The sequence below is a fragment of the Pseudomonas sp. PB120 genome (assembly GCF_009761815.1).
In the GTDB taxonomy this organism is placed as follows: Bacteria; Pseudomonadota; Gammaproteobacteria; order Pseudomonadales; family Pseudomonadaceae; genus Aquipseudomonas.
In genome coordinates this window covers 1-25,018 of sequence record NZ_RWIN01000048.1, presented here as the reverse complement: position 1 = coordinate 25,018, position 25,018 = coordinate 1, and the positions used below count along the sequence as shown (strand labels likewise).

Genomic DNA, 25,018 nt, shown 5'->3' with positions numbered 1-25,018 from the left:
GTTAACGACAAAGGAATGAATATGCCGAAAACCGCTACCAGGCTGTTGACTAGCAGCATTGCCTGCGCAGTGCTCTTGAGTGCCTGCTCGTCACTGGAGCCCAAGCCCTCTACTGACGAAGAAAATCGCCAGCGCATCCTGGCCGACCAGTCACGCATGTACTCGGGCCAGGAACCGGTCACTGCGCCCATCACCTTTTACGAAGCCGCGGCACGGGCGTTGAAATACAACCTCGACTACCGCCTCAAACTCATGGAAAGCGCACTGGCCTCGGACCTGCGCGACGTGTCCAGCCACGAAATGCTGCCCAAGCTGGTGGCGTCGGCCGGGTACGCCGGACGCAACAATGACTCCGGCGGCACCTCCGTCGGCATTGAAGATCGCCAGGTCAGCTTGCGCGCCTCGACCTCCGAAGAGCGCTACCGCGAAATCTACGGCCTGGGCTTCAGCTGGAGCCTGCTGGATTTCGGCGTGGCCTATTACCGCACCCAACAAAAGGCCGATCAGATTCTGATGGCCGAAGAACGCCGGCGCAAAGTCGCGCAGAACGTGCTGCAAGACGTGCGCAATGCCTACTGGCGCGCACTGGGTGCGCAGCGATTGATGCCGGAAGTCGACAAGCTGCTGATCCGGACCCACACCGCCCTCACCTCAGCCCGTGAAGCCGAGACCCGGGGCTTGTTGCCGCGCCAGGAAATCCTCGCCTATCAACGTGCCCTGCTCGACTCGATCTACCTGCTGACCGTGCGCCGCCAGGACCTGGAGTTTGCCCAGGCTGAACTGGCGGCCCTGATGTCGTTGCCTCCGGGCTCGAAAATGGTCCTCGCCGACACCGCCGACCCACCGCTGCCGGAACTGCGTCAGAGCATGGCCCAGCTTGAACAGCTGTCGTTGGAACACCGCCCGGAAATCATGGAGGAGTGGTACCGCAAACGGGTCAACCAGAAAGACCTGGACATCGCCAAGGCCCAGCTCTGGCCCAATGTCACCGTGGATTACGGCTACCGCTATGACTCCAACAAGTTTCTGTACAACAACGACTGGATGGGTACCGGCCTGCAAGTCTCGATGAACCTGGTGCGCTTGCTGCAACTGCCGGCGTTGAACGCTGCCGAGAAATCCCAGAGCGAAACCGACGACACCCGTCGTGTGGCGCTGTCGATGGCGATCCTGACCCAAGTGCGGGTCGGCACCCTGCGCTATCAACTGGCGCGTCAGGAAGTGGAATTCACGGAAGACAGCCTGCGGGTCGACCGCAGCCTGCTCGATTATGCCCAGGCGGCGAGAACCGGCGCCTTGGGGTCCGAACTGGAAGTGATTCGCTCCGAAGGTCGTTACCTGTTGTCGCGTTACCAGCGTGAAGCGGCGTTCTCCAGTGCCCAGGCAGCGTGGGGCCGCTTGTACAACTCGGTCGGACTGGACGTCCTGCCCACCGAAATCGAAAAACACGACATCAAGACGCTGTCCCGGGAAATTCAGCGCACGCTGAATGAGCAGGAACAGCAACGACTGCTCGTCACTCAGCAAGGAACGCCGAATGTCCCGACACAGCCTTGATCCCCGTTGGTTTTTACTGGTGATGGCGGTTGCCGCCCCCGCCGCTCAGGCCGAAGACCCGCCCATGGAAAGCGCCACGGCCATCCGCGTGCTGCTTGCCGCCGAACTGGAAACCACGTTGTCCAGCCAGATGAACGGCACCCTCGGCGAGCTTAAGGCCAGCTTCGGCGAACATGTCGCGAAGTCGGAACTGCTGGCCCGTTTCAACTGCAACGAAGCCGAAGCCCGGAGCAAAGTGGCGGTCGCGGAACTGGCCATGGCCAAGCAGAATCTCGAGGCAAAAAAGCAACTGCGCGAGCTCAATGCGGTGGGCGACATTGAAGTGTCGATGGCCAACACCGAGGTGCAGAAAGCCGATGGCGCCCGCGCCATGGGCGTGGCCCAGACCGGCTATTGCCAGGTGCTGGCGCCCTTTGCCGGGCATGTGGCCAAGGTCTACGTGAAGCCGTACCAGACCGTCACCGCCGGCACGCCGCTGTTTGACCTGGTCAGCGACGGCGCCTTGAAAGTCCGGCTCAACGTGCCCTCCAACCTGCTGAAAACCCTCCGGCCCGGCCTGCCATTGCAGATCAGCATCCATGAAACGGGCAAGAGTTACCCGGCCCATGTCAGCGCCATCAATTCGCGGGTCGACGCGGTGGCCCAGACCGTCGAACTGGAGGCGCGGCTTGACGAAAAATTCCCGGACCTGATGGCCGGCATGAGCGGCACCGCCCGGTTCAACCAAGACACTGCTCAGCCATGAACGTGACCCGCCATGACCATGAATGAGCCCCTACCCCATCCGCACTTGCTGCTCGAACTCGACGCCCTGCGTGACAAGGCGATGGCCGCCGATTCGCTGAACACCCTGGCGTTCAGCATGGCCAACGACCTGTACCCGTTGCTGGCGTTTCATCAGGCGCTGGTGTTTGCCCAGCACGAGTCGGCCCTTGAATTGCTCAGCGTGTCCGGGCTGTCACGGCCCAGCGAAGACTCGCCCTATCTGGTGTGGCTGCGCCGGGCGAGTCGCTGGGTCGCGAGTCAGGTGCCCGACGGCGAGCCGGTCTGGCTGACACAAGACACCACCCCCCCGCCCCCGGACATTGCCGAAGGCTGGAGCGAATGGTGGCCGTCGGGGGTGTGGTGCGTCCCGCTGCAGGATCGCGATCAACGACGGCTGGGCCTGCTGTTGCTGCTGCTCGATCAGGAACCGCCCGCCGTGCTGCGCCAACACCTCGGCGGACTGATTCAGACCTGGGCCTATTGCTGGGCGTCGCTGGTCCGACGTCGACGCTTCGGGCGCTGGTGGCCCAACCGCAAGCAGCTGGTGCTGGGGCTGTTGGTGGTCGGTGCGCTGCTGTTACTGCCGGTGCGGCAAACGGCCTTGGCCCCCACGGAAATCGTCTCCCGCCAGGCGCAGATCATCAGCTCGCCGATTGATGGCGTGATCGAACAGATTCAGGTCCGGCCCAATCAGCCCGTCGACGCCGGCACCCCGCTGTTCTTCCTCAACGAAACCACCCTGCGCAGCCGCGCCGAAGTGCTCGGCAAAGAAGTCGCGGTGGCCGATGCCGAGCTGCTGGCCGCCAGCCAGCGGGCCTTTGACAACCCGCAAAGCAAAGGCGAACTGACCCTGCTTGAAGGTCGCGCGCAACAGCGACGGGCAGAACTGGCGGCGGTCCAGGCCCAACTCAAGCGCACTCAAGTGCTGTCGCCACGCAGCGGCGTCGCGGTGTTCAGCGACCCCAACGACTGGCTGGGCAAACCGGTGGTCACCGGTGAACGCATCATGCAGGTGGCCGACCCGACCCAGCCCGCGATGTTGATCCAGCTCGCCGTGGCCGATGCGATTGCCCTGGAACCCGGCGCCGAAGTCACGCTGTTCCTGACGGCGTACCCGCTGACCCCGCTCAAGGGCAAGATTCTGGAAACCAGTTATCAGGCGCGCCCCAGCGACGAAGGCGTGGTGGCGTATCGGTTGCTGGCGAGCATTGACGGCACGCCGGAACATGCGCGCCTTGGCCTGCACGGCACCGCCAAGTTGTATGGCGGTCGCGTAATGCTCGGCTATTACCTGCTGCGTCGACCGCTGGCGACGTTGCGGGCGTGGAGTGGCTGGTAATGCTCGACCCGGCCGATCTGCCCCTGCCACCCCTGCGCGAGGACCTGCGCCTGAGCGAGGCCGCCCACGGCAGCAACGGTGAGCCGGCGTGGGTGATCCAGGACACGGTGATCAACCGCTTCTACCGCATCGGCTGGCTGGAATTCGAATGCCTGCTGCGTTGGGGCCAGTCACCCCGGCAGATCAGCGAACAGATCGCCGAAGGCACTGCGCTCAAACCGGACGTGGAGCAAATCCTCGACTTCCGGCAATTCCTTGAACAACACCAGCTGCTGCGCGTCGGTCCGGCGGCGCTGGCGCGACTTCAAGCCAAAGGCGAGCAAGGCAGTTGGTTGAGCTGGCGCTGGTGGCTGCACCATTACCTGTTTTTCCGAATTCCGCTGCTGCGCCCGCAACAACCTTTGCAGCACCTGGCACATGCACTGCGATGGGTGTTCCACCCGCTCACCGGCCTTCTGGTGTTTTGCCTGAGCCTGCTCGGGGTGATTCTGGTGCTGCAACAGTGGGACAGTTTTACCAACGCCGTGGTCGAGTCGTTTTCCACCGAAGGCCTGTTCAGTTTTGCCCTGGCGCTGATCGTCGCCAAAACCCTGCATGAGCTGGGGCACGCGCTGGTGGCGACACGCCTGGGCTTGCGCGTCGGGCACATGGGCATCGCGTTTGTCGTCATGTGGCCAATGCTCTACACCGACACCGGCGAAAGCTGGAAGCTCAGCCGCTCGCGGCAGCGGCTGGCCATCGCGGCGGCGGGGATTGTCACCGAATTGTCGCTCGCCGGGCTTTCGACCCTGGGCTGGGCCCTGTGCGATCCGGGCGCGTTGCGTAACGCGCTGCTCTATCTGGCGACCACCAGCTGGTTGCTGTCGCTGGCGCTGAATGCCAGCCCGTTCATGCGTTTCGACGGCTACTTTATCCTTTCTGACCTGCTCGATTTTCCCAACCTTCACGAACGTGCGTCGGCGCTGGCCCGGGTCACGTTGCGGCGCAATTTGCTGGGCTTGCAGGAGGACTGGCCGGAGCCGTTTCCGACCGGGCAACGACGGCTGCTGGTGACGTTCGCGATCATCACCTGGCTGTATCGGCTGGTGCTGTTTCTGGGGATCGCGCTGGCGGTCTATCTGTTCTTCTTCAAGCTGCTCGGGATTCTTCTGTTCATGGTTGAACTGTCGTGGTTTATCGCAATGCCGGTGCTGCGTGAATTGAGTCACTGGTGGACCCACCGCGCCGCGATTCCGAGCCGACGCAAAGTGCTGTTTTATGCGGTCCTGGGCTTGATTCTGCTCGGGCTGGCGCTGCCGTGGCGAACCCAGATCGATGCGGTCGGCGTGGCCCGCGCCGAGCACCAGTTGCGGGTCTATGCGCCGTACCCGGCCCGGCTGCAATCGATCCACGAGGGCGGCCCGGTCAAGGCTGGCGAGATTCTGGCGGTGCTCGACGAACCAGACATCGCCTCGCGCATGCTCAGCAGCGAGGCCAATGCCCGCAGCTATGAAGCACGCCTCTCCGGGTTGTTGGCCGACCCCGGCGGACTGGCCGAAGACGCGGTCACCCGTCAGCGCCTCAACGTGCAATTCGAAGAAGCCCGTGCCGCCCGCTCGGAAATCGCCCGGCTCAACCTGGCCACCCCGTTTGGCGGCGTCTGGCTGGACGTGAACCCGGACTGGAAACCCGGCCAATGGATCGGGCGTCAGGAATCCCTCGGGATCTTGATCGACCCGCGCAGCTGGCAAGTGGATGCCTATGTCGCACAGGATCAGGTACACCGCCTGGTCACCGGCGATCACGTGCGGTTCTACCCCGACGGCCAGACCACACCGTTGAGCGGCAAGGTGCTGGTCATCGGCAGTACCCGCGCCAGTCAACTGTCCCATCGCATGTTGTCGTCGCGCTTCGGCGGCCCGGTACCGACCACCTCCCAGGAACACCCGCTGGTCCCGAGTGCCGCGCTGTTCCAGGTGCTGATTCAGCTCGATCAACCGTTGCCGACCCTGCGCGAAACCCGCGGACACCTGAAGATCGAAGGCGAACGGCGCAGCCTGCTCGGTGATGCCGCGACTCATCTGCTGGCGGTATTGATGCGCGAAAGCGGTTTCTGACCCGTCAGCCTTGGCGCAAATCGAGGCAGTAGGTGTAGTAACCCACATCGCGCACGTAGCCCAACGACTCATACAAGCGTTGCGCGCCAAAGTTATCGGTGGCCGTTTCCAGGACCATGCCCTTGGCGCCGGTCGACAGCGCAAAGTCCCGCGCAGCGTTCATCAGCAGCGTCCCGACGCCTTGCCCACGGGCCGAAGGTGCGGTGAACAGGTCGCTGAGCAGCCAGGTGCGGTGGGCATCGATAGAGGAAAACGTGGGGTACAACTGGACGAAACCCAGTGCTTCGCCCGTGGCGTCCTGCACGTAGAAAATCACTGATTCGTCGCGGTCGATGCGCTCGGCGAGGAAGTCGCGGGACTGCGGCAGGTTCGGCGGCTGGCCATAAAAGCCACGGTAGGCATCGAACAGCGGGGCGATTTTATCGAGGTGAGTTGCGTCGGCGCGCAGGGTCTGGACTGCCATGTCAGGGATTCACTCAGTGCTTGGGATCGACCCCAAGCCTAGCAGCTCTTGTGGATCAAACCATGCAGGACGCCAAACCGTAAGCCGGGCTCCGAAGGTGTCATGTGCGAGATGCCGAAGACCTTGAACGCCGCCAGCATGACCACGAGGCCGCCGGGCAGAATGCTCAGCCGATGGCTCTGCAAGCCGGCCAGCTTGAGTTGTTTGACATGCCCGACTTCGAGCAGGCGCAACGACAACCGCAGCAGGCCGCTGTAGGTGATGCCGTTCTGGCCGTAGTCGTTCAGGCCATTTGCCTTAAGCACTTTGGCCAGCATCCGTGCGGTGCCGGATGAGCCGATGGTCTGCTGCCAACCCAGTTCGCGGTAGCGACGGGCGACTTTTTCAAACTGCAGCGTGGCCACGCGCTCGGCTTCGAGCAACGCCGGGGCGGTGATTCTTCCGCCCTGAAAATAACGCGTGCCAAAGGTGCCGCTGCCAATCGCGATACTCTCGGTGATCAGCGGCTCAGCGCCCCGGCCGAGAATCAGCTCGGTGGAGCCGCCGCCGATGTCCAGCACCAGTCGCATCGTCTGTGCGGCCGGTAGCGTGTGGGTCACGCCGGCGTACACCAGCCGGGCTTCTTCGTGACCGGAAATCACGTCAATCCCGAACCCCAGGTGCCGTTCGGCACTGGCCAGGAACAATTGCGCGTTGTCGGCTTCCCGCACCGCGCTGGTGGCCACGGCCCGCACGCGACCGGCCTCGAAACCCCGCAGCTTTTTGCCGAACCGCGCGAGCGCCTGCCATCCGCGATCCAGCGCCAGCTCGTCCAGCGCCCCGGCCTGGAATCCTTCCGCCAGACGGACGGGCTCGCGCAGGGTTTTCACTTCCTGGATCACCCATTGCTGATTACGCCGCACCGACTGGCCGATCATCATGCGAAAGGCGTTGGACCCCAGGTCAATGGCTGCAAACAGGGAGGCGTCGCCTTTCATGGTGGGATTTCCTGGCAGGTTCATCAGCCAGCGGAGGCGCTCCGCTGAACGTTCAAGACGGTTTGCCAAGATGCTGCCATGCCATAGGTGACACCCAGATGACACCCGGTTTTTTTTTGCATCAACGGTCACCGTCACCGGTCCGTCACATCTGTGGGCCTAGCATGGCCACTTTCACCTTCGTCGGGAGTTCCCACCATGCTGTTGAACAACGACACCCTGATGCAACGCATTCGTCGCGAGCTGCTCGATCACAGTGACGAAGAGCTGGAGCTGGAATTGCTGGAGGACGATCACGACCTCAACGCGCTGTTCGATGAGCACGCCGGCGACAGCAGCGAAAAAGAAGCACGACGCCGCTATTTCAGCGAACTGTTCCGCCTGCAAGGCGAACTGGTGAAGCTGCAAAGCTGGGTGGTGAAAACCGGGCACAAGGTGGTGATTCTGTTCGAAGGTCGCGATGCGGCCGGCAAGGGCGGCGTGATCAAGCGCATTACCCAGCGCCTCAACCCACGGGTCTGCCGGGTAGCTGCCCTGCCCGCGCCGAACGACCGCGAACGCACCCAATGGTATTTCCAGCGGTACGTTTCGCACCTGCCGGCCGCGGGCGAAATCGTGCTGTTCGACCGCAGCTGGTACAACCGCGCCGGGGTCGAGCAAGTCATGGGTTTTTGCAACGCTGACCAATACGAAGAGTTCTTCCGTACCGTGCCGGAATTCGAACGGATGCTCGCGCGCTCGGGTATTCAGCTGATCAAGTACTGGTTCTCGATTTCCGACCAGGAACAACACCTGCGCTTTCTCAGCCGCATTCATGACCCGCTCAAGCAATGGAAACTCAGCCCGATGGACCTGGAGTCTCGTCGCCGCTGGGAGGCCTACACCAAGGCCAAGGAAATCATGCTCGAACGCACCCATATCAGCGAAGCGCCGTGGTGGGTGGTGCAAGCGGACGACAAGAAAAAAGCCCGACTCAACTGCATCAGCCATTTGCTGGGGCAGATGCCTTACGAAGAAGTCGAGCAGGCAGTGATCGAACTGCCGGAGCGCGTGCGCCAGGAAGACTACTCGCGTAACCCGACGCCGCCGGAAATCATTGTGCCGCAGGTGTATTAACCCAACACCACACCCCTGTGGGAGCGAGCCTGCTCGCGATGGACGTGAACGTATACGCGTGCTGTCTGAATAAACGCGTTGTCCGGACGTTCTTCGCGAGCGTGCTCGCTCCTACAAGGTCACATCAGTTCGGGTCCAGCAACCCGCCGCTCCAGTTGCGCGAAACGCGACTACCGGTGAATTTCGCCACCACCATGCCCTGCGGCACCAGCCGGTCGCGGTAGCGCGTCACCATCCGCCCCGCTTGCTCGGCGTACAACACCACTTCGCTGGACGGGTCCCCCGGTCGCCCGAGAATCCGCGCAAACCGCTGCCCTTCTTCGACGAAATCCCCCAGTTCCTTTTCAAAGATGAGCACTCCCGGTTGCGGTGCGAGCAGGGTTTCCATGTGGCCCATTTCCATCGCCTCGACGGGCCAGTCGCCCGGCGTCACGGCGTCATCAATCACCCCATGACTGCAGAGCCAGGCGTACAGTCCTTCGGCATCCTGCGTGGCAAACCGGTCGCTGACATCGCCCTGTCCACGCAGCTCCAGCGTCGCCGCCATGTGCTGGTCGGTGACGCCCTCGCGCAGCCAGGGCGCAATGATGGTTTCCTCGAAGGAGCCATCGCCGCCGTCGTCCCAGATGATCGCCACGTCCATTTTCAGCGCGGCGGCCAAGTCGCGGCCGCGCGGCCAGAAGCGGCGGTGAACGTAGAGGTACGGCAAGGCCTGGTCGTCAGTGTGCAGGTCGAGCATGACCTGAGCCGAAGACGCGAGCTGCACCAGTTTTTTTTGCCATTCCTGAACGTTGGTCGACGGCTGGGCCATGGCCGCGGACTGGTCGAACGAACGGTTGAAGTTGTGCCCGGTGGCGTCGTGAAAACGACCAAGAATGCGCCCCTGGCGAAACTGGCCGATGCCCAGCGGATTGGCTTGCGGCACTACCGTGATGCTGCCCTTGAGCCGGCCCTCGGCCTCGGCGACTTGCAGGCGCTGCATCAACACATGCAGGACCAGCATCCCGGCGATTTCATCGGCGTGCACACCGGCCTGCAAATGCACGGTCGGCCCGCTGCCATTGCCTTCGAAACGCCAGGCGCCGACCTGCACCGTGCCACCGTTGTTGTTGCGAACATTGAACGAAATATCCTGCGCCATCCGCTTGTCCTCCCGTCATGACCGTTAAAAACCGCTGCTTTGCCGCTGTCGCGGGTGGTGATTGAACGTGTGTTCAACTAAGCTCGACAACCAGGCACTGCACCCAAGGACGCCCCTCGTGACAATCCTCGCCAATAAAAACCGTCGTGCCGAACCCGACGAGCGTCGCGAAATGCTGGTGGCCGCCACCCTGCGCTGCCTGGTCCGCGACGGGCACGCCGGTATTTCCGTGCGGCGTATCGCGACCGAGGCCGGGGTGTCCGTTGGCTTGCTCAACCATCATTTCGGCAGCATCGATGCCTTGATCGCCGACACCTACCAAAAGCTCGCGAGTGAACTGACCACCGCGCTGTATCAGGAAATCGCCCAGGCCGGCACACCGGCCGAAAAGATGGACGCGTTCCTCACCGGTTCATTTTCACCACGGGTGCTGGACCCGAAATTGCTCGGCGCCTGGGTGGTGTTCTGGAGCCTGATCCGTCACTCCGAACACGTCAGCCAGTCCCATGAAAAAAGCTACCGCGCCTACCTCGACCTGCTCTGCCAATTGCTCGACGACCTGGCGGCCAGCGAAGGTTTCACGATCCACGACACCCGCCTGGCCGCCATCGGTTTATCGGCGATGCTCGACGGCCTCTGGATCGAGTGGTGCCTGAACCCCGAAACCTTCAGCCCCGCCAACGGCCTCCACATCTGCCGCTGCTGGGTAAAGGGGTTGCGTCACGGAGCATTCAGCACCGACGACGTCATGTGAGGGGTGGCGCCCGACGATCATTGCCAGGGTGCCGCTGACCGCGATCAACCCGGCACCGATCATCAGCGACACGTCCATCAGCGTGCCCCAGATCAGGCTCGACAGCGCGAAGGCCCAGATCAACCCGGTGTACTCGAACGGCGCCAGCAAGGTCGCGGTGGCGCGCTGAAAACTGGCGAACAACAGGAACTGGCCGATGCCGCCCACCATCCCGGCAGCGAGCATTCCGAGCCAGGCCGGGGTCGGCGCCGGGGTGTAGGTCCACGGCAATGCGACCGTCATGCACAGCACAAACACGACGTTGGTGATCAGCATCTGCTCCAGCACCGAGGTCTGGTCATCCACCTGCCGCAACTGGATGTAGGTGAACGCCCAGCACATCGCAGCCAGCAGCGTCAGCACAATCGGCAAAGGGTCGGCGATGTTGCTCGGGCGACAGGCGATGACCACCCCGATAAACCCGATGATCAGCGAGAACCACTGCCAGCGGCTGGCCCGCTCCTTGAGAATCAACGCCGCCAACACCGTGACCATGATCGGTGCCGAAAAATACAGCGTGGTCATTTCCGCCAGGGTCAGGTCCCGCGCCGCCGTGTAATACAACACCCAGGCCACAATCGACAGCAGGCCGCGCACCACCAGCAAGCGGCGGCTGGGCGAGCGCCAGGCCCGTTTGACCAGACGCAACCGCCCCGCCAGCAAACACGCAAGCACCACCACGAGGCTGCGCCAGAACAGAATGGTGACCACCGAATAATCGGCCACCAGCCATTTGATCACCGCGTCCTGCAACGCCAGGAACGCGTAGCCCAGGGTGCACAGGCCGATGCCCTGCAACGAGCGGTCGACGATCCGTGGCGCCGTCATCACACTGACCTGCGAATCGGCGTTCCGCGCCGTTCGGCGAAGGCGAACAGCGCCTCGATCAGGAACGTCAGGCAGACATACACCGCGGCCACCAGCAGCAACGGTTCATACACCTGAAGGGTTTGCGCCCGCACCACGTTCGCCGCGCCGAGCAGGTCGATGATCGCAATCGTCGAGGCCAGCGCCGTGGACTTGAGCAGCATCACGGTTTCGCCGGCCAGGGTTGGCAACAGCAAGCGCATTGCTCGTGGCAAGCGTACCCGCAGCAGCGACTGGCGCGGGGTCATGCCGAAGGCCGATGCGGCTTCCATCTCGCCTTTGGGCACCGCCAGCAGGCCGCCGCGAATCACTTCACCGACATAGGCCCCCACCGACAGCACCAGGGCGAACACGATGTACCAGTAACCGTCACGCAGGTACGGCCACAGAAAGCTGCCGCGTATCAGCGGAAATTGCGAGAACAGGCTGCCGAGCCCGTAGTAGAAAATGTAGATCTGGATCAGCAGCGGCGTACCGCGCAAGACGCTGGTGTAAAACAGGCTGGCCTTGGCGATCACTTTGTTTTTCGAGATCCGCGCCAACGCCACCAGCACCGCCAGCATGAAACCGAAGACCATGGAGATCATCAGGATGGTGATGGTCGTTTGCAGCCCCCGGCCCAACAGCGCCGCGTATTCAACTATCCACGCTGGAATCATGTCATTCACTCAGCCAAAGGCATCCAGCGACGGATGCGTCGCTCAAGCCGTCCCGACAGGTAGTTGGACACCAACGTCACCGCGTAATACAACGCCGCAGCCGTGAGGTAGAACAACAGGTAATGACGCGTCGAACCCGCGCCTTGCTTGGCGGTGTACAGCAGCTCGTTGGTGCCGACCACGCTGATCAGCGCGCTGTCCTTGATCAGGTTGATCCACAGGTTGGCCATGCCCGCCATCGCATAGGGCGCCATGATCGGCAGCGTGACGCGCCGGAACAGGCCGAACCCGCTCAGGCCGAACGCCCGCGCCGCTTCGATCTGGCCGAAGGGAATCGCCTGGATCGCCGCGCGGAAAATCTCCGAGGCGTAGGCGCCCTGCACCAATCCCAGCACCAGGATCGCGGCCAAGGGACCGCTGACGTTCACTGCGTCGTAACCCATCCTGGCCATCAGCGAATTGAGGAGCATGGAACCGACGTAGTACAGCAACAGGATCAGCAACAACTCCGGCACAGCGCGGAACAAGGTGGTGTAGCCGCGCATCAGCGCCGCAATCGGTTTCGGTGCGCCCAGTTTCAGGCAGGCCACCACCAGCCCGATGAACAGCCCGACCACAAACGCCCCGGCGGAAATCTGCAGGGTCATCCAGAGCCCTTTCAACAGCGCACTGCCCCATCCTTGTTCGCTGAAATTGATCAACTCGAACATTACTGGCTCTCCGGTCACGCACTTCAAATCACCACCGTCCCCCTGCAGGAGCGAGCTTGCTCGCGAAGGCCGTAAACGAAGACGCGGGCTGTCTGAGTGCCCGCGTTGTCTGGGCGTCCTTCGCGAGCAAGCTCGCTCCTACAGGAGTTGGATGTTAACCAACGGTTATCAGAACGCCGGTTTCACGCTGGTACCGAAGTAGCTCTGGGACAGGTCGTCGTAGTCTTTGCTCGCAAGCAAGGTCGCGATGGCCTTGTCGAGCTTGGCCTTGAGCTCGGCGTCATCCTTGCGCAGGCCGGCGCCCACACCCTTGCCGAAGACCGGGTCATACGGCACCGCGCCGAGGTATTCCAGGTTGCTGGCGTCGGGGGTCTTGACGAAGGCGGCCATGGCGGTGCCGTCGGCCATCATCAGGTCGATACGGCCGGCAATCAGGTCAGCGTTAGCCGAATCCTGGGTGTCGTAATACTTCACGTCGGCAATTTTTTCGTAGTACTGCTTCAGGTAACTGGCGCTCACGGTGGAGTTCTGTACGCCGATGATCTTGCCCTTGAGGTCATCCGGGTATTTCTTCACCGACGTGCCCTTCGGTCCGACCAGCGCGACCACCGAATCGTAATAGGCCTTGCTGAAGGCGATCTGTTTTTCACGTTCTTCGGTGACGGACATGGAGGAGAAAATCACGTCGATCTTCTTCGCCAGCAACGAGGGAATGATCCCGTCCCACGCCACTTCCTTGATCTCGCAATCGGCTTTCATTTCGCTGCACAGCTTGTGGATCAGGTCGACTTCAAAACCTTTCCACTCACCGTTGGCCTGCTTCTCGGTGTAGGGCGGATAGGGTTCGGCCGCCACCGCGAACCTGATCGGCTGCGCCTGTGCCGCGCTCATGCCGGCCAGCAACACGCAGGCCACGCCTGTCATCCAGTTTGCCAAACGTCGATTTCCCATGATTGTTCCCCGTCTTTTTATGATGTTTTAGCGAGTCTGATGAGCGTTGACGAATTGCCGGCAACGCTCGCTGCGTGGGTGTACGAACACTTCGTCCGGCGTACCGGCTTCTTCAATCAGCCCTTGGTGCAAATAGGCGACTTTGGAGGAGACATCGCGGGCAAAGGCCATCTCATGGGTCACCAGGATCATGGTCCGGCCTTCTTCCGCGAGTGAGCGGATCACCCGCAGCACTTCGCCGACCAGTTCCGGGTCGAGTGCCGAGGTGGGTTCATCGAACAGCATGACCTTGGGCCGCATGGCCAGGGCCCGGGCGATTGCCACCCGTTGTTGCTGCCCCCCGGAGAGAAACGCCGGGTACTCGTTGCGCTTGGCCGCCAGCCCCACGCGTTCAAGCAAGGCTTCGGCCCGCTCGGTGGCCTCCGCACGGCTTTCACGCAGGACCTGGGTCGGCGCTTCGATGAGGTTTTCCAGCACTGTGCGATGGGGCCAGAGGTTGAAGTTCTGGAACACCATGCCCAGGCTCGAACGGATGCGCACCAGCTGCTTGGCGTCGGACACCAGCGGCAGGCCGGGGCGGGTTTGATTGAGGTGGATGCTTTCGCCGTCCACCAGGATGCGCCCTTGGTCCGGCACTTCGAGCATGTTGATGCAGCGCAGCAAGGTGCTTTTGCCGGAGCCGCTGGCGCCGATCAGCGAAATCACATCGCCTTCGCGGGCCGTCAGGGAAACGCCCTTGAGCACCTCGATGTTGCCGAAGCGTTTGTGCAGGCGATCGACTTCGATCATGGTCTTGCCCGCCACCGGTTCCACGGTCGCTTCGCAGGTGACGCGGCTGATCACCGGCCGTGGCGCTTCACCTTTGAGCACCAGGACAAAATCGCGGATGCGCTGGCAGGCCTGGGCCAGCCGCTCTTCGCCGAGGGTGAACGACAGCCGCACGAAACCCTGGGCCGGCTCGCCAAACGCGGCGGCATCCAGCACCGAGACCCGGGCCTCGCGCAGCAGCCGCCAGGCAAACTCCAGCGAGGTCAGCCCGGTTTCGCGCACGTCCAGCAGCACAAACATGCCGGCATCGGGCTTGAGTACCGAAATACCCGGGCAGTCGGACAACCCGGCCACCACCAGGTCGCGGCGCCGACGATAGATGTCGCGCATGCCGTGCGTCACTTCTTCATGGGCTTTGACAGCTTCCAGCGCGGCTTCCATGACAAACCCCGGCAAGCCGTACAGCATGCTCAACACCAGGTTTTCGGCATGTGCCACCAGGGTGTCGTCGGCGATGATCCAGCCGATGCGCCAGCCGGTCATGGCATGGGATTTCGACAGGCTGCCGATCACCACGCAACGCTCGGCCATGCCCGGCAACGCCGCCAGGCTCAGGTGTTCGCGCTCGAAGCACAGGCTTTCGTAGACCTCGTCCACCACGACCCACAGGTCATGGGCGATGGCGAGTTCGGCGATGGCTTGCAACTCCTCGCGGCTGAGCACCACGCCGGTCGGGTTGTTCGGATTGGAAAGGAAAATGGCCCGGGTGCGCGGGGTAATGGCTTTCGCCAGCACGGCGGCGTCCAGCCGGAAATCCGCTTCTGCCGAGCACGGCACGCGCACCAGGGTCGCGCCGGAGGCCTTGAGCGTCGCCTCGTAGGTCACGTACATCGGGTCCAGGGCAATCACTTCGTCGCCCGCCGTCAGCAGGCACATCGAAGCAGCAAACAAGGCGTTCTGCGCCCCCGCCGTCAGGATGACGCTGGACGCTTGCAGCTCACGGCCGAACAGGGTGCTGTAGCGCGCGGCGATGGCTTCACGCAGCGCCATGCGCCCGGCAATCTCGGTGTAGTGGGTATCGCCCTCGCGCAGCGCATGGATCGCGGCGTCGGTGATGAAATCAGGCGTGGGGAAATCCGGGTCGCCGACGCTGAGGATGATCACGTCTTCGCCCCGCCGCTGGGCTTCGAACGCCGCGTAGTGAATATCCCAGGCGGCTACGCCGTCGCCTGAAATCCGCTCTACAAAGGGTGAAAACCGCATGCCAGTGCCTCGTTCAAATAGAAGAAACGCAAGCCCGCGCAAACCAGCCGGGGAGGTGGAACGAACATAGTCGAAGCTGAACAGTCGTTCAACAGAAAAATCATCGTGGTTCGCGTTCAGCGTAAACAGGTCGTTTTCACGACAGTCGCGACGTTTTTTGTGATGGGGAGACTTGGGGGCAGATGGCAACCCGTGGCGAGGGGATTTATCCCCGTTGGGCTGCGAAGCGGCCCCAGCAGTGAAATCAGGCGATGCGGTGTTTCGGGAATACCCAGCGCACAGGTTTCACGACTGCTGCGCAGCCGAACGGGGATAAATCCCCTCGCCACAGTTGGTCAGCGGCTTCGGTGAGTGTGTCTGGCCAGGGGGATTCGGTTATTTACGAGCCAGCTTGTAACGAAGGCACTCTTCATAAAAGCTCTCCCGGACAGCCGCCGGTTTGTAACGCGACGGGCTGTCGTAGGTTTGCTCGGTGATGCCCATGGCCATCATCCGCATCCAGGGCTTGTTGAAACTGTAGGCGCGTATTTTTTGCCGGGCGGCGTACAGCGAGACGCCCGAGAGTTTGAGTTCCTGCGCCCTCGCCGCCGTGCCCGCGCCCCAGCTGCACATGAAGCGATCATTGGACTGCAGCTCTTTGGCCTGGACCCCGGCCACACCACTGAACACAGAAAACGACACCAGCGTGATCAATACCTTGCGCATTTCCATTCCGCCTAACCACCTGAAAATAAAGTGATTTTGGCGGTAACTTGAAAACATGGGGGCCAGCAATATGCCTTATCGCCAAGCAACCTCCCCCGGTTGCCTGGCCGGCTCAAGCAAATCAGACCCGAACGTTGCGCCCCGGCAGCGATGAGCGCTGGCTGGTTTCCCAATGCTCAACCAGCCCGACGGGCACCTCGGAGGCTGGCAGCATTTTGCGGCCGCGCACTAGATCCGAGGCCCGTTCGGCGAGCATGATCGTCGGGGCATTGAGGTTGCCGTTTGGTTCGGTCGGGAACACCGATGAATCGATCACCCGCAAACCGGCGATGCCATGCACGCGCAATTCGGAATCGACCACCGCCATGTCGTCCTCGCCCATGCGGCACGAACCGCACGGATGGTAGGTGCTCTCGAGGTTCTCGCGCACGAAGGCGTCGATGTCCGCATCGGAGGTGACCAACGCCCCCGGCGAAATCTCGCCGTCACGGAAACGGTCCATCGCTTTCTGGCCGATGATCTCGCGGGTCAGGCGAATGCAGCGACGGAAGCCTTCGCGGTCCTCTTCGCGTTGCAGGTAGTTGAACTGGATCTGCGGATGCTCGTAAGGGTCGGCGGAACGGGCGCGAACGTAACCGCGGCTTTTCGGTTTGTTCGGCCCGGTGAGCACCATGAAGCCATGACCTTTGATCGGCTTGTTGCCGTCGTAACGCATGGCCGCCGGCAGGAAGTGAAACTGGATGTCCGGCCAGCGCAACCCCTTCTCGGAGCGGATGAAACCACCGGCCTCGAAATGGTTGGTCGCGCCAAGACCATCCTTGAACAGCAACCAGCGCAGGCCGATCAGCAGTTTGCTCAGCGGGTCCATTTTGCTGTTGAGTGTCACCGGTTCCTTGCAACCGAACTGGATGTACACCTCGGCGTGATCCTGCAGGTTCTCCCCCACCCCCGGCAAGTCATGGCGCACCTCGATCCCGGCGTTGCGCAGCACGTCGGCCGGGCCGATGCCGGAGCGTTGCAGCAAATGCGGCGAGCCGATCGGGCCGGACGAAATAAGCACTTCGCGGTTGCAATAAACCTCGTGGGTCTGGCCTTGATGGTCATAGCTGATGCCCACTGCCCGCTTGCCGTCGAGGAGGATCTGCCGGGTCATGGCGTGGGTGATCACGGTCAGGTTCGGACGGCCCATGGCCGGGCGCAAATAGGCGTTGGCGGTGGAGCAACGCACACCATTTTTCACCGTCATGTGCATCGCGCCGAAGCCTTCCTGCATGAAGCCGTTGCAGTCGTCGGTCTTGATGTAACCCGCCTCGGCGCCCGCTTCGACCCAGGCCCCGTACAGCGGGTTTTTCATGTGGTTGCCGTTGGTGGTGTGCAAAGGCCCGGTCTGACCGCGATAGTTGTCGCCGCCCTCCTCGTAGCTCTCGGCCCGTTTGAAGTACGGCAGGCAATTGCGGTAGCCCCAGCCCTGGGCACCAAGGGATTCCCATTCGTCAAAGTCATAGGCGTGGCCACGGATGTACACCAGGCCATTGATAGACGATGAGCCACCCAGCACCTTGCCGCGCGGGCAGTGAATCCGCCGGCCGTTGAGGAACGGCTCCGGTTCGGTTTCGTAGCGCCAGTTGTACTTCTTGGTGTTCATCGGGATCGAGAACGCACTCGGCATCTGGATCACCACGCTGCGGTCGCTGCCGCCGAATTCCAGGACCAGCACCGAGGTGGCGGGGTCTTCGCTCAAGCGGTTGGCCAACACACAGCCCGCGGAGCCGGCGCCGATGATGATGTAGTCGTATTTTTGCGTAGCCATGGTTATCTCCCGACCGTCGATTCTTTGAAAACCGGCAACGAGTGCTGGGTCGACGTGTCGCCGGTGGTGTATTGCGGGGTGGTTTTTTCGATGTGCTGAATCACGGTTTCTTCGCGCTTGAGGTCGATCGAACGGCTGAACCAGTAGTAGACCAGCCCCGAGACGATCAGCCCGACCAGCCAGGCGATGTCGATGCTGCCCAAGGCCTTGGCCAGCGGGCCGACGTAGACTTCACGTTGCTCGACACCGTCGTAGATGTAAAAGAACGGGATCATCGAGATGAAGCCGATGGCATACGCCGCGATGCCGCGCAGGCCCCAGCTGCCATAGATGTTGCCGTGGGGCATGAAGAAGTGCGGGATGGCGTAGCGGCCCTTGCGCACGAAAAAGTAGTCGGTCAAGTTGACCGAGGTCCAGGGCACCAGGAAGTACAACATCACCACCAGATAGATGCCGAGTACCGACAGGCCTTTGCCCGAACTCTGGATGCTCAGGGCCACGCCCAGTTGCAGCAGGATCACAAAACCGATGGCCAGGATCCGCGCCTTGCGGGTGGGCTCGATGTGCCTGATCGAGTCGACGCAGGTCAGCGTGGTCAGCTTCGCGCTGTAGATGTTCATCGCGATCACCGGCAGGAACGCCAGAATGGTGATGACCACCACGGCCGTGCCCATCAGCGGCGACACGGTATTGCCGACTTGCCCGAGGGCCACCAGCACGTCAGTGGAGTGCAGGTGATCGGCCAGCCAGCCGCCCACGGAAATCATCCACGCGCCGGACAACGAAGCGCCGAGGAACACCACCGCAATCAGCTTGCCGCTGGAAGTGTTTTTCGGCAGGTAGCGCGAATAGTCGGACACGTACGGCGCATAAGCGATGTTGTAACTCGCCGCCGCGGCGAACTGGGCGATGAAACCGGTCCAGTTGAACCCCAACGGTGCCGGGGCCACTTCGCCGGGCGCGAGCGCCGGCAGCACGGTATCGGGCACCCAGCCCATCAACACCGCCAACGTCACCAGGCCGTACAACGGCAGCGACAGGTACAAGGCCCATTTGAAACTGCGATGCATCCAGTCATGGCCGAGGATGGCCAGGACCGCCGCCGGAATCGTCACCGCCACCGCGATCACGGCGGGGTTGAAGCCGAAGAGCGTGTGCAGGCCTTGCATCATCAACACCAGGTTGACGATGTTGAAACCGGCGAACACAAACAGCGTCGCCAGCAGCACCAGAATCACCCCGCGATAGCCGAACTGCGCCCGCGACTGGATCATCTGCGGCAGGCCAAGGTGCGGACCTTGCGAACCGTGAAACGCCATGAACAGTGTGCCGAACATGATGCCCAGTGTGCCGGCGAGTGTGGTCCAGAGTGCGGTCAGGCCGACGCTGGGACCGACGAAACCGATGGTCATGGTGAAGAAAGTGAAATTGCCGAGAAACCAGAACGGGCCCTGGCTCGACAGTTTGTCGGTGCGCTCGTTCTCCGGGATGAAATCGATGGAATGCCCTTCGACGACGGATTTGTCATCGAAGCTGGACACGCTCGTGGCGGACTTGGCGTTTGTGTTCATGATGGGCTCTTATTGTTGGAAGATCATGACGAAATAACCGCGTTCTTTCGGCGCGTCCTTGCCGGTAAACCTGTAGGAGCGAGCTTGCTCGCGATGGTCGCCAACGATAACGCTGGCGGCCTGACACCCCGTGGTGTTCTTGGGTTCATCGCGAGCGAGCTCGCTCGTACAGGGGGCTGTGACTTACGGCAATGTGATCCACACCGCTTTCGTTTCGAGCAGGTAATCGAGCTGCTCGGCGCCCAGGTCCTTGCCGAATCCGGACTGCTTGTAGCCACCGAACGGCATCGACGGGTCGAGGGTGCCGTGGGCGTTGACGTAGACCGAACCCGCTCGCAACCGTGGAATCAGGCTGTGCACCTTGCCCAGGTCATTGGAGTACAGCGCGGCTGCCAGGCCGTACGGCGAGTCATTGGCCAGCGACAGTGCCTCTTCCTCATCATCGAACGGCGCCGTCACCAGCACCGGGCCAAAGATCTCTTCCTGGACGATGCGCATATCGTTGCGGCAGTGGGCGAAGATCGTCGGTTCGACGAAGAAACCAGGACCCTCGACAGGCTGGCCGCCGTAGACCAGTTGCGCGCCTTCACGCTTGCCGGTCTCGATGTAGTCGGTCACGCGCTCTTTCTGCAACGCTGAAACCAGCGGGCCGATGAAGCAGTCCGGGTCCAGGCCCGGGGCCATTTTCAGGGTGCGGGTGTAGGCGATCAGTTCGCGCAGGAATTCGTCATAAATGCTGCGATGCACGTAGGCGCGAGTACCGGCATCGCACACCTGCCCCGAATTGAAAAACACCCCGTTGGCGATGGCTTGGGCGGCCGCCGGAACGTCGGCATCGGCCAGCACGATTACCGGTGATTTTCCTCCGAGTTCCAGGGTTAGTCGCTTCATTTCGTCCAGCGCCGCGCGCCCGACAGTACGACCGACCGGGGTCGAACCGGTGAAGGTCAGCTTGTCGATGCCGGGGTGCGTGGCCATGGCCGCACCGACTACGCTGCCGCGCCCGGTGACGATGTTGATCACCCCGTCGGGAATGCCCGCCTCCTGCACCAGCTCGGCAAACCGCAGCGCCGACAGCGAAGTCAATTCGGCCGGTTTGACCACCACCGTGCAACCGGTCGCCAGCGCGGCGCCGAGCTTCCAGGCCATGGTTTGCAGCGGAAAGTTCCAGGGCACAATCGCACCGACCACGCCCACCGCTTCCTTGCGCGTATAGGCCAGGTAATTGCCGGGCAACGAAGGCTCGACCGTACGCCCGTGGAGCTTGGTCGCCCAGCCGGCGAAATAGCGCAGGGTATCGACCGTGCCCTGGATATCGACATCCTTGGCAAACGCCACGGACTTGCCCATGTCGATCGACTCGATTTCCGCCAGCTCGGCCGCGTTCTGTTCGATCAGATCAGCCAGGCGCTGCATCATCCGCTCGCGTTCCGCCGGCTTGGCCTGGCGCCACGCGCCGCCGTCGAACTGTGCACGGGCGGCTTGCACGGCGCGGTCCAGATCGTCGGTGGTGCCCATGGGAATGCGCGTGATCAGGCCCTCAGTCGAGGGTTCGATGACGTCAGAAGTCTGGCCGTCGCTGGCCTCGACCCAGGCGCCACCGATGAACATTTTCTGCACCTTGCTGAGAAAGGTCTGGGTGGCTTCGGATACACCGAATTTCTGCAGATACTGCTTAACGATCGTGTCCATTTCTAGGCTCTCTGTGGGTCACGCCGAAGCGGTGCTGGTTTTGTTCAGGACGTGCCGCGCCTGGGCCCGCTCGTGGAAGATGAAACCGATGCTGTTGAGCAGCAGTTGCGCCGCCAGGATCGAAGTCATGCCCGTCGGGTCATACACCGGCGCCACCTCGACCAGGTCCATGCCGACGATGTTGCCCTGGCTGCGTTTGGCCAGGGCCTGGATGATTTCCAGCACTTCGTAGTAGAGGAAGCCGCCGTGGCTCGGCGTGCCAGTGCCGGGGGCGATGGACGGGTCGAAACCGTCGATGTCGATGGTGATGTAGTAATTGATGTTCTGCGGGATCAGCGCCAGCACGCCCTCGACGCCGAGGCGGCGCACATCGCGCACCGAGAGGATCTTGGAGCCCGCCGCGTGGGCCGCTTCGTAGTCATCACGATTGGACGACGACACGTTGCGGATGCCCATCTGGGTCATGCCGACGATGTGGTTCATTTCCGAGGCGCGGCGCAGCGGGTTGCCATGGCCGTAGCGAACGCCGTGACGCTCGTCGACGAAGTCCAGGTGCGCATCGAAGTGGATGATGTGAATCGGCCCGCGCCCCTCGAACGCCTTGATCACCGGTGCGTGCACCGAGTGATCGCCGCCGAGCACGACGGGCATGACGCCGGCGTCGAGGATCTTGCGCACGGCGTATTCGGTGTTCTGGTTACTGGTGACCATATCGGTGTGCACGATGTCGGCATCACCGACGTCGACCATGCGCACGTCGGCGGCGGTCAGGTACATCACGTCATCTTCATGGTCATACGCGCCGGCATGGCCGAAGGAAAACAAGGTCGATGCCTCGCGAATGCCGCGCGGCCCGAAGCGTGCGCCGGAGCGCCACTGGGTGCCCATGTCGTTGGGCACGCCGAGCACCGCCACGTCCGCGTCCAGGGCATCCCAATCGGTGCACACCGGGGATTTGCCAAAGGTGCAGTGCCCCACGAATGGCAGGTTCAGGCGACCGGATTCATAACCGTTGTTCGACATTTCAGGCCTCTCCAATTCTTGTTGTCGGCTCGGCGGACGTGGAAGGCGTTCGCCGTTGGAGTGACTATGGGCGCAGGTTTTCGTGGAAAAAATGCTAAACATCAGATACTCATATCGGCATTACCGATGCATCCACACGCGGGAGGTCCAAGGTGATTCAGCTTCACGACGTCGATCTGAAACTGCTCAGGGTGTTTGCCACGATTGTCCGGTGCGGCGGTTTTTCTGCGGCGCAAGCGGCGTTGAATGCCGGGCAGTCGACCATCAGCGAGCAGATGACCCACCTGGAAACCCGCCTTGGGGTCAAACTCTGCCAGCGCGGGCGCAGCGGTTTTCGCCTGACCGAGCAAGGCGTGGCGATCCATGAAGCGACCCAGCGCCTGTTGTCGGCGGTGGAAAATTTCTGCATGGACGCCGATGTGTTGAAGCAGCACATCAGCGGCAAGCTCAACCTGGGGATCATCGACACCACCATCACCGACCCGGACTCGCCGATCCCGCGCACCACCCAGCGCTTCGTGTCCCGGGGGCATGACGTGCACCTGAACGTGTACGTCGGCACCCCCGCCGAACTGGAAGAACGCGTGCTCGACGGCCGCCTGCACCTGGCCATCGGGCACTTCCCGATCTACGTGCCGGGCCTGTTGCACTCGCCGCTGTATCAGGAAGCGCTGGGCCTGTATTGCGGGCGGCGGCATCCGCTGCATGGGAGCACCGCCGAGGGCGATGAACTGCTCGAAGAGATTTCCGCGAGCCGGATTGTCGTGCGCGGCTACATGCAGCAATACGACCTGGAACACCTGGGCGTCAGCAAGGCAGCGGCCACCGTCGACAACATCGAAGCACTGGCGATTCTGATCATCTCCGGGGCCTACCTGGGCTTTCTGCCCGCGCACTTCGCCGCGCAGTGGATCAAGACCGGCGAGATGCACCAACTGGCGCCGGCCAGCCTGCAACTGATGTCGCCGTTCGACGTGATCACCCGGCGCGGCACCGCCCCGCCGCCGATCCTCGAGGCATTTCTCGAAGACCTGGCCGCCTGCTCGCGCAACACCGGCAGCACCTGACAGGCACGATGCTTGCCGGTCATACTCATTTTCGTTCGCCACCCTTGCAGGCCTCCCATGCGCATTCACGTCACCTTCATCGACCGCGTCGGCATCACCCAGGAAGTGCTGGCCCTGCTCGGTGGGCGCAGCTTCAACCTGGACGCCGTGGAGATGGTCCCGCCGAACGTGTACATCGACGCGCCGACCCTCGGCGCCGATGTGCTGGAGGAACTGCGCGATGCGCTGCTCGGCGTACGCGGCGTGCAAGCGGTGACGATGGTCGACATCCTGCCGGGGCAACGTCGGCGCTTGCAGCTGGATGCATTGCTGGCGGCCAGTTCCGACCCGGTGCTGGCGGTGGATGGAGAGGGTCAGGTGTTGCTGGCCAATCCGGCGCTGATCGCACTCTGCGGCCGCGAACCGGCCGGTGAGCCGTTGACGGCTTTGTTCGATGACCCGTCGTTGCAACGCACGTTGATCGAGCACGGTTTCCGTCTGCCGATGCATGAGGTCAGCCTTGCCGGCCAGACCTTGCTGCTCGATGCCATGCCAATCACCGACGCCGGGGCGTTGCTCACCCTGTATCAACCGAGCCGCATCGGTGAACGCCTGTCAGCGCTGCATCACGACCACGCTGAAGGCTTCGACGCGTTGCTCGGCGAATCGCCGGTGATCCGTGCGCTCAAGGCCCGCGCCCAACGCGTTGCAACTCTCGACGCGCCGCTGTTGATTCAGGGCGAGACCGGCACCGGCAAAGAACTGGTGGCCCGTGCTTGCCACGCCATCAGCACCCGCCGGGACGCGCCGTTCCTGGCCCTGAACTGCGCGGCCCTACCGGAGAGCCTCGCCGAAAGCGAGTTGTTCGGCTATGCCTCCGGCGCCTTCACTGGCGCTCAGCGCGGCGGAAAGCTCGGCCTGCTGGAACTGGCGGATAACGGCTCGGTGTTCCTCGATGAAATCGGTGAAATGTCGCCGTACCTGCAAGCCAAGTTGCTGCGCTTTTTGAGCGATGGCTGCTTCCGTCGGGTCGGTGGCGACCGTGAGGTCAAGGTCAACGTGCGGGTGCTCAGCGCCACGCACCGTGACCTGGAAAAAATGGTCGCCGAAGGCCGCTTTCGCGAAGACCTGTTTTACCGGTTGAATGTGCTCAACCTGCAGGTGCCGCCATTGCGCGAGCGCGGTCATGACATACTGTTGATGGCCAATCACTTCATGCAGCAGGCCTGTGCGCAGATCCAGCGGCCGCTGTGTCGGCTGGCGCCCGGCACCTACCCGGCGCTGCTCGGCAACCGCTGGCCGGGCAATGTGCGGCAGCTGCAAAACGTGATTTTTCGTGCTGCTGCCATTTGTGAAAATCCGTTGGTGGGCATCGATGATCTGGACATCGCGCGGACGGCTGTCGAGCGGCAAATCGACGGTGAAGTGGGCAGTCTGGAAGAGGCTGTCGAAGGGTTTGAAAAGCATTTGCTCGAACAGCTTTACCGCAGCTATCCCTCCAGTCGTTTGCTCGCTGCGCGGTTGCAGACGTCGCACAGCGCGATTGCCATTCGCCTGCGCAAGTACGGGATTTCCGGTAAGCCCTGATACCCCAGAGTTTTCTGAACCACACAATCCCTGTGGAGATCCCTGTGGGAGCGAGCCTGCTCGCGATGGCGGTGTGACAGTCACATTGATTCAGCTGACACTCCGTCATCGCGAGCAGG

20 protein-coding genes and 1 pseudogene are annotated in these 25,018 nt (G+C 62.5%); 8 read left to right on the top strand and 13 right to left on the bottom strand.

The window, feature by feature from the left end:
• Nucleotides 1-21 precede the first annotated feature (21 nt).
• Genes EJA72_RS10145 through EJA72_RS10130 form a run of 4 tightly spaced genes read left to right on the top strand, consistent with a single transcriptional unit; the run spans nucleotide 22 to nucleotide 5,757 of the window.
• Complete coding sequence (locus tag EJA72_RS10145) at nucleotides 22-1,557, top strand: TolC family protein (protein WP_157711327.1); 1,536 nt, start codon at nucleotides 22-24, stop codon at nucleotides 1,555-1,557.
• The gene (locus EJA72_RS10140; protein WP_157711326.1) at nucleotides 1,538-2,302 is read left to right on the top strand and encodes an efflux RND transporter periplasmic adaptor subunit; all 765 of its coding nucleotides are present in this window, start codon (nucleotides 1,538-1,540) and stop codon (nucleotides 2,300-2,302) included. The genes EJA72_RS10145 and EJA72_RS10140 overlap by 20 nt, the downstream gene beginning before the upstream one ends.
• 12 nt (nucleotides 2,303-2,314) lie before the next feature.
• Nucleotides 2,315-3,661 carry an efflux RND transporter periplasmic adaptor subunit gene (locus EJA72_RS10135; protein ID WP_178129236.1) on the top strand — a complete coding sequence of 449 codons (1,347 nt, stop codon included), beginning with the start codon at nucleotides 2,315-2,317 and terminating at the stop codon, nucleotides 3,659-3,661.
• Nucleotides 3,661-5,757 carry an HlyD family efflux transporter periplasmic adaptor subunit gene (locus EJA72_RS10130; RefSeq protein ID WP_157711325.1) on the top strand — a complete coding sequence of 699 codons (2,097 nt, stop codon included), beginning with the start codon at nucleotides 3,661-3,663 and terminating at the stop codon, nucleotides 5,755-5,757. The genes EJA72_RS10135 and EJA72_RS10130 overlap by 1 nt, the downstream gene beginning before the upstream one ends.
• 4 nt (nucleotides 5,758-5,761) lie before the next feature.
• Here the strand turns inward: EJA72_RS10130 and EJA72_RS10125 are convergent, their stop codons facing one another.
• A complete protein-coding gene (locus tag EJA72_RS10125; protein WP_157711324.1) occupies nucleotides 5,762-6,220 on the bottom strand; it encodes an N-acetyltransferase in 459 nt (152 codons plus the stop codon).
• A gap of 38 nt (nucleotides 6,221-6,258) precedes the next feature.
• Nucleotides 6,259-7,197, bottom strand: coding sequence for a Ppx/GppA family phosphatase (locus EJA72_RS10120; protein ID WP_157711323.1), 939 nt, complete (start codon nucleotides 7,195-7,197; stop codon nucleotides 6,259-6,261).
• A 222-nt stretch (nucleotides 7,198-7,419) separates the two neighbouring features.
• Here EJA72_RS10120 and ppk2 point away from each other — a divergent pair, with 222 nt between their 5' ends.
• A complete protein-coding gene (gene ppk2, locus EJA72_RS10115) occupies nucleotides 7,420-8,313 on the top strand; it encodes a polyphosphate kinase 2 (protein ID WP_178129238.1) in 894 nt (297 codons plus the stop codon).
• Nucleotides 8,314-8,437: 124 nt separating this feature from the next.
• Here the strand turns inward: ppk2 and EJA72_RS10110 are convergent, their stop codons facing one another.
• The gene (locus EJA72_RS10110; RefSeq protein WP_157711321.1) at nucleotides 8,438-9,454 is read right to left on the bottom strand and encodes a succinylglutamate desuccinylase/aspartoacylase family protein; all 1,017 of its coding nucleotides are present in this window, start codon (nucleotides 9,452-9,454) and stop codon (nucleotides 8,438-8,440) included.
• 172 nt (nucleotides 9,455-9,626) lie between these two features.
• Here EJA72_RS10110 and EJA72_RS29220 point away from each other — a divergent pair.
• Nucleotides 9,627-10,112: pseudogene (locus EJA72_RS29220) on the top strand (TetR/AcrR family transcriptional regulator); the annotation flags it as partial.
• Here EJA72_RS29220 and EJA72_RS10100 read toward each other — a convergent pair.
• The 10 genes from EJA72_RS10100 to speB form a co-directional block, all read right to left on the bottom strand.
• Complete coding sequence (locus EJA72_RS10100; RefSeq protein WP_157711319.1) at nucleotides 10,068-11,075, bottom strand: DMT family transporter; 1,008 nt, start codon at nucleotides 11,073-11,075, stop codon at nucleotides 10,068-10,070. The pseudogene EJA72_RS29220 and the gene EJA72_RS10100 sit on opposite strands and share 45 nt — an antisense overlap.
• Nucleotides 11,075-11,773, bottom strand: a complete 699-nt coding sequence (locus tag EJA72_RS10095; RefSeq protein ID WP_157711318.1) for an ABC transporter permease — start codon at nucleotides 11,771-11,773, stop codon at nucleotides 11,075-11,077. The genes EJA72_RS10100 and EJA72_RS10095 overlap by 1 nt, the downstream gene beginning before the upstream one ends.
• A gap of 5 nt (nucleotides 11,774-11,778) precedes the next feature.
• Nucleotides 11,779-12,483, bottom strand: coding sequence for an ABC transporter permease (locus EJA72_RS10090; protein ID WP_157711317.1), 705 nt, complete (start codon nucleotides 12,481-12,483; stop codon nucleotides 11,779-11,781).
• Nucleotides 12,484-12,651: 168 nt separating this feature from the next.
• Nucleotides 12,652-13,434 (bottom strand): transporter substrate-binding domain-containing protein, encoded by a 783-nt coding sequence (locus EJA72_RS10085; protein ID WP_157711316.1) that lies wholly within the window; start codon nucleotides 13,432-13,434, stop codon nucleotides 12,652-12,654.
• 27 nt (nucleotides 13,435-13,461) lie between these two features.
• Nucleotides 13,462-15,465 carry an aminotransferase class I/II-fold pyridoxal phosphate-dependent enzyme gene (locus EJA72_RS29495; RefSeq protein WP_157711315.1) on the bottom strand — a complete coding sequence of 668 codons (2,004 nt, stop codon included), beginning with the start codon at nucleotides 15,463-15,465 and terminating at the stop codon, nucleotides 13,462-13,464.
• A 375-nt stretch (nucleotides 15,466-15,840) separates the two neighbouring features.
• Nucleotides 15,841-16,170 (bottom strand): hypothetical protein, encoded by a 330-nt coding sequence (locus tag EJA72_RS10075; protein WP_157711314.1) that lies wholly within the window; start codon nucleotides 16,168-16,170, stop codon nucleotides 15,841-15,843.
• Nucleotides 16,171-16,291: 121 nt separating this feature from the next.
• The gene (gene betA, locus EJA72_RS10070) at nucleotides 16,292-17,980 is read right to left on the bottom strand and encodes a choline dehydrogenase (protein WP_157711313.1); all 1,689 of its coding nucleotides are present in this window, start codon (nucleotides 17,978-17,980) and stop codon (nucleotides 16,292-16,294) included.
• Between the two features lie 2 nt (nucleotides 17,981-17,982).
• A complete protein-coding gene (locus EJA72_RS10065) occupies nucleotides 17,983-19,551 on the bottom strand; it encodes a cytosine permease (protein ID WP_157711312.1) in 1,569 nt (522 codons plus the stop codon).
• 183 nt (nucleotides 19,552-19,734) lie between these two features.
• On the bottom strand, nucleotides 19,735-21,243 hold the full coding sequence (locus tag EJA72_RS10060; protein ID WP_157711311.1) for an aldehyde dehydrogenase: 1,509 nt from the start codon (nucleotides 21,241-21,243) through the stop codon (nucleotides 19,735-19,737).
• Between the two features lie 18 nt (nucleotides 21,244-21,261).
• The gene (speB, locus tag EJA72_RS10055; protein ID WP_157711310.1) at nucleotides 21,262-22,266 is read right to left on the bottom strand and encodes an agmatinase; all 1,005 of its coding nucleotides are present in this window, start codon (nucleotides 22,264-22,266) and stop codon (nucleotides 21,262-21,264) included.
• Between the two features lie 152 nt (nucleotides 22,267-22,418).
• Here speB and EJA72_RS10050 point away from each other — a divergent pair, with 152 nt between their 5' ends.
• Together EJA72_RS10050 and EJA72_RS10045 are read left to right on the top strand one after the other, a co-directional pair.
• On the top strand, nucleotides 22,419-23,333 hold the full coding sequence (locus tag EJA72_RS10050; RefSeq protein WP_178129234.1) for a LysR family transcriptional regulator: 915 nt from the start codon (nucleotides 22,419-22,421) through the stop codon (nucleotides 23,331-23,333).
• Between the two features lie 57 nt (nucleotides 23,334-23,390).
• Nucleotides 23,391-24,899, top strand: coding sequence for a sigma-54-dependent transcriptional regulator (locus tag EJA72_RS10045; RefSeq protein WP_157711309.1), 1,509 nt, complete (start codon nucleotides 23,391-23,393; stop codon nucleotides 24,897-24,899).
• Nucleotides 24,900-25,018: the final 119 nt, after the last annotated feature.

Excerpts from the sequence above, each read along its gene's own strand:
- EJA72_RS10120 (WP_157711323.1), bottom strand. The coding sequence starts at position 7,197 with ATGAAAGGCGACGCCTCCCTGTTTGCAGCCATTGACCTGGGGTCCAAC.
- EJA72_RS10100 (WP_157711319.1), bottom strand. The coding sequence starts at position 11,075 with ATGACGGCGCCACGGATCGTCGACCGCTCGTTGCAGGGCATCGGCCTG.
- EJA72_RS10110 (WP_157711321.1), bottom strand. The coding sequence starts at position 9,454 with ATGGCGCAGGATATTTCGTTCAATGTTCGCAACAACAACGGTGGCACG.
- EJA72_RS10145 (WP_157711327.1), top strand. The coding sequence starts at position 22 with ATGCCGAAAACCGCTACCAGGCTGTTGACTAGCAGCATTGCCTGCGCA.
- EJA72_RS10135 (WP_178129236.1), top strand. The coding sequence starts at position 2,315 with ATGACCATGAATGAGCCCCTACCCCATCCGCACTTGCTGCTCGAACTC.
- EJA72_RS10075 (WP_157711314.1), bottom strand. The coding sequence starts at position 16,170 with ATGCGCAAGGTATTGATCACGCTGGTGTCGTTTTCTGTGTTCAGTGGT.
- betA (WP_157711313.1), bottom strand. The coding sequence starts at position 17,980 with ATGGCTACGCAAAAATACGACTACATCATCATCGGCGCCGGCTCCGCG.
- ppk2 (WP_178129238.1), top strand. The coding sequence starts at position 7,420 with ATGCAACGCATTCGTCGCGAGCTGCTCGATCACAGTGACGAAGAGCTG.
- EJA72_RS29495 (WP_157711315.1), bottom strand. The coding sequence starts at position 15,465 with ATGCGGTTTTCACCCTTTGTAGAGCGGATTTCAGGCGACGGCGTAGCC.
- EJA72_RS10085 (WP_157711316.1), bottom strand. The coding sequence starts at position 13,434 with ATGGGAAATCGACGTTTGGCAAACTGGATGACAGGCGTGGCCTGCGTG.
- EJA72_RS10060 (WP_157711311.1), bottom strand. The coding sequence starts at position 21,243 with ATGGACACGATCGTTAAGCAGTATCTGCAGAAATTCGGTGTATCCGAA.
- EJA72_RS10090 (WP_157711317.1), bottom strand. The coding sequence starts at position 12,483 with ATGTTCGAGTTGATCAATTTCAGCGAACAAGGATGGGGCAGTGCGCTG.
- EJA72_RS10140 (WP_157711326.1), top strand. The coding sequence starts at position 1,538 with ATGTCCCGACACAGCCTTGATCCCCGTTGGTTTTTACTGGTGATGGCG.
- EJA72_RS10095 (WP_157711318.1), bottom strand. The coding sequence starts at position 11,773 with ATGATTCCAGCGTGGATAGTTGAATACGCGGCGCTGTTGGGCCGGGGG.
- EJA72_RS10045 (WP_157711309.1), top strand. The coding sequence starts at position 23,391 with ATGCGCATTCACGTCACCTTCATCGACCGCGTCGGCATCACCCAGGAA.
- EJA72_RS10130 (WP_157711325.1), top strand. The coding sequence starts at position 3,661 with ATGCTCGACCCGGCCGATCTGCCCCTGCCACCCCTGCGCGAGGACCTG.
- EJA72_RS10125 (WP_157711324.1), bottom strand. The coding sequence starts at position 6,220 with ATGGCAGTCCAGACCCTGCGCGCCGACGCAACTCACCTCGATAAAATC.
- EJA72_RS10065 (WP_157711312.1), bottom strand. The coding sequence starts at position 19,551 with ATGAACACAAACGCCAAGTCCGCCACGAGCGTGTCCAGCTTCGATGAC.
- speB (WP_157711310.1), bottom strand. The coding sequence starts at position 22,266 with ATGTCGAACAACGGTTATGAATCCGGTCGCCTGAACCTGCCATTCGTG.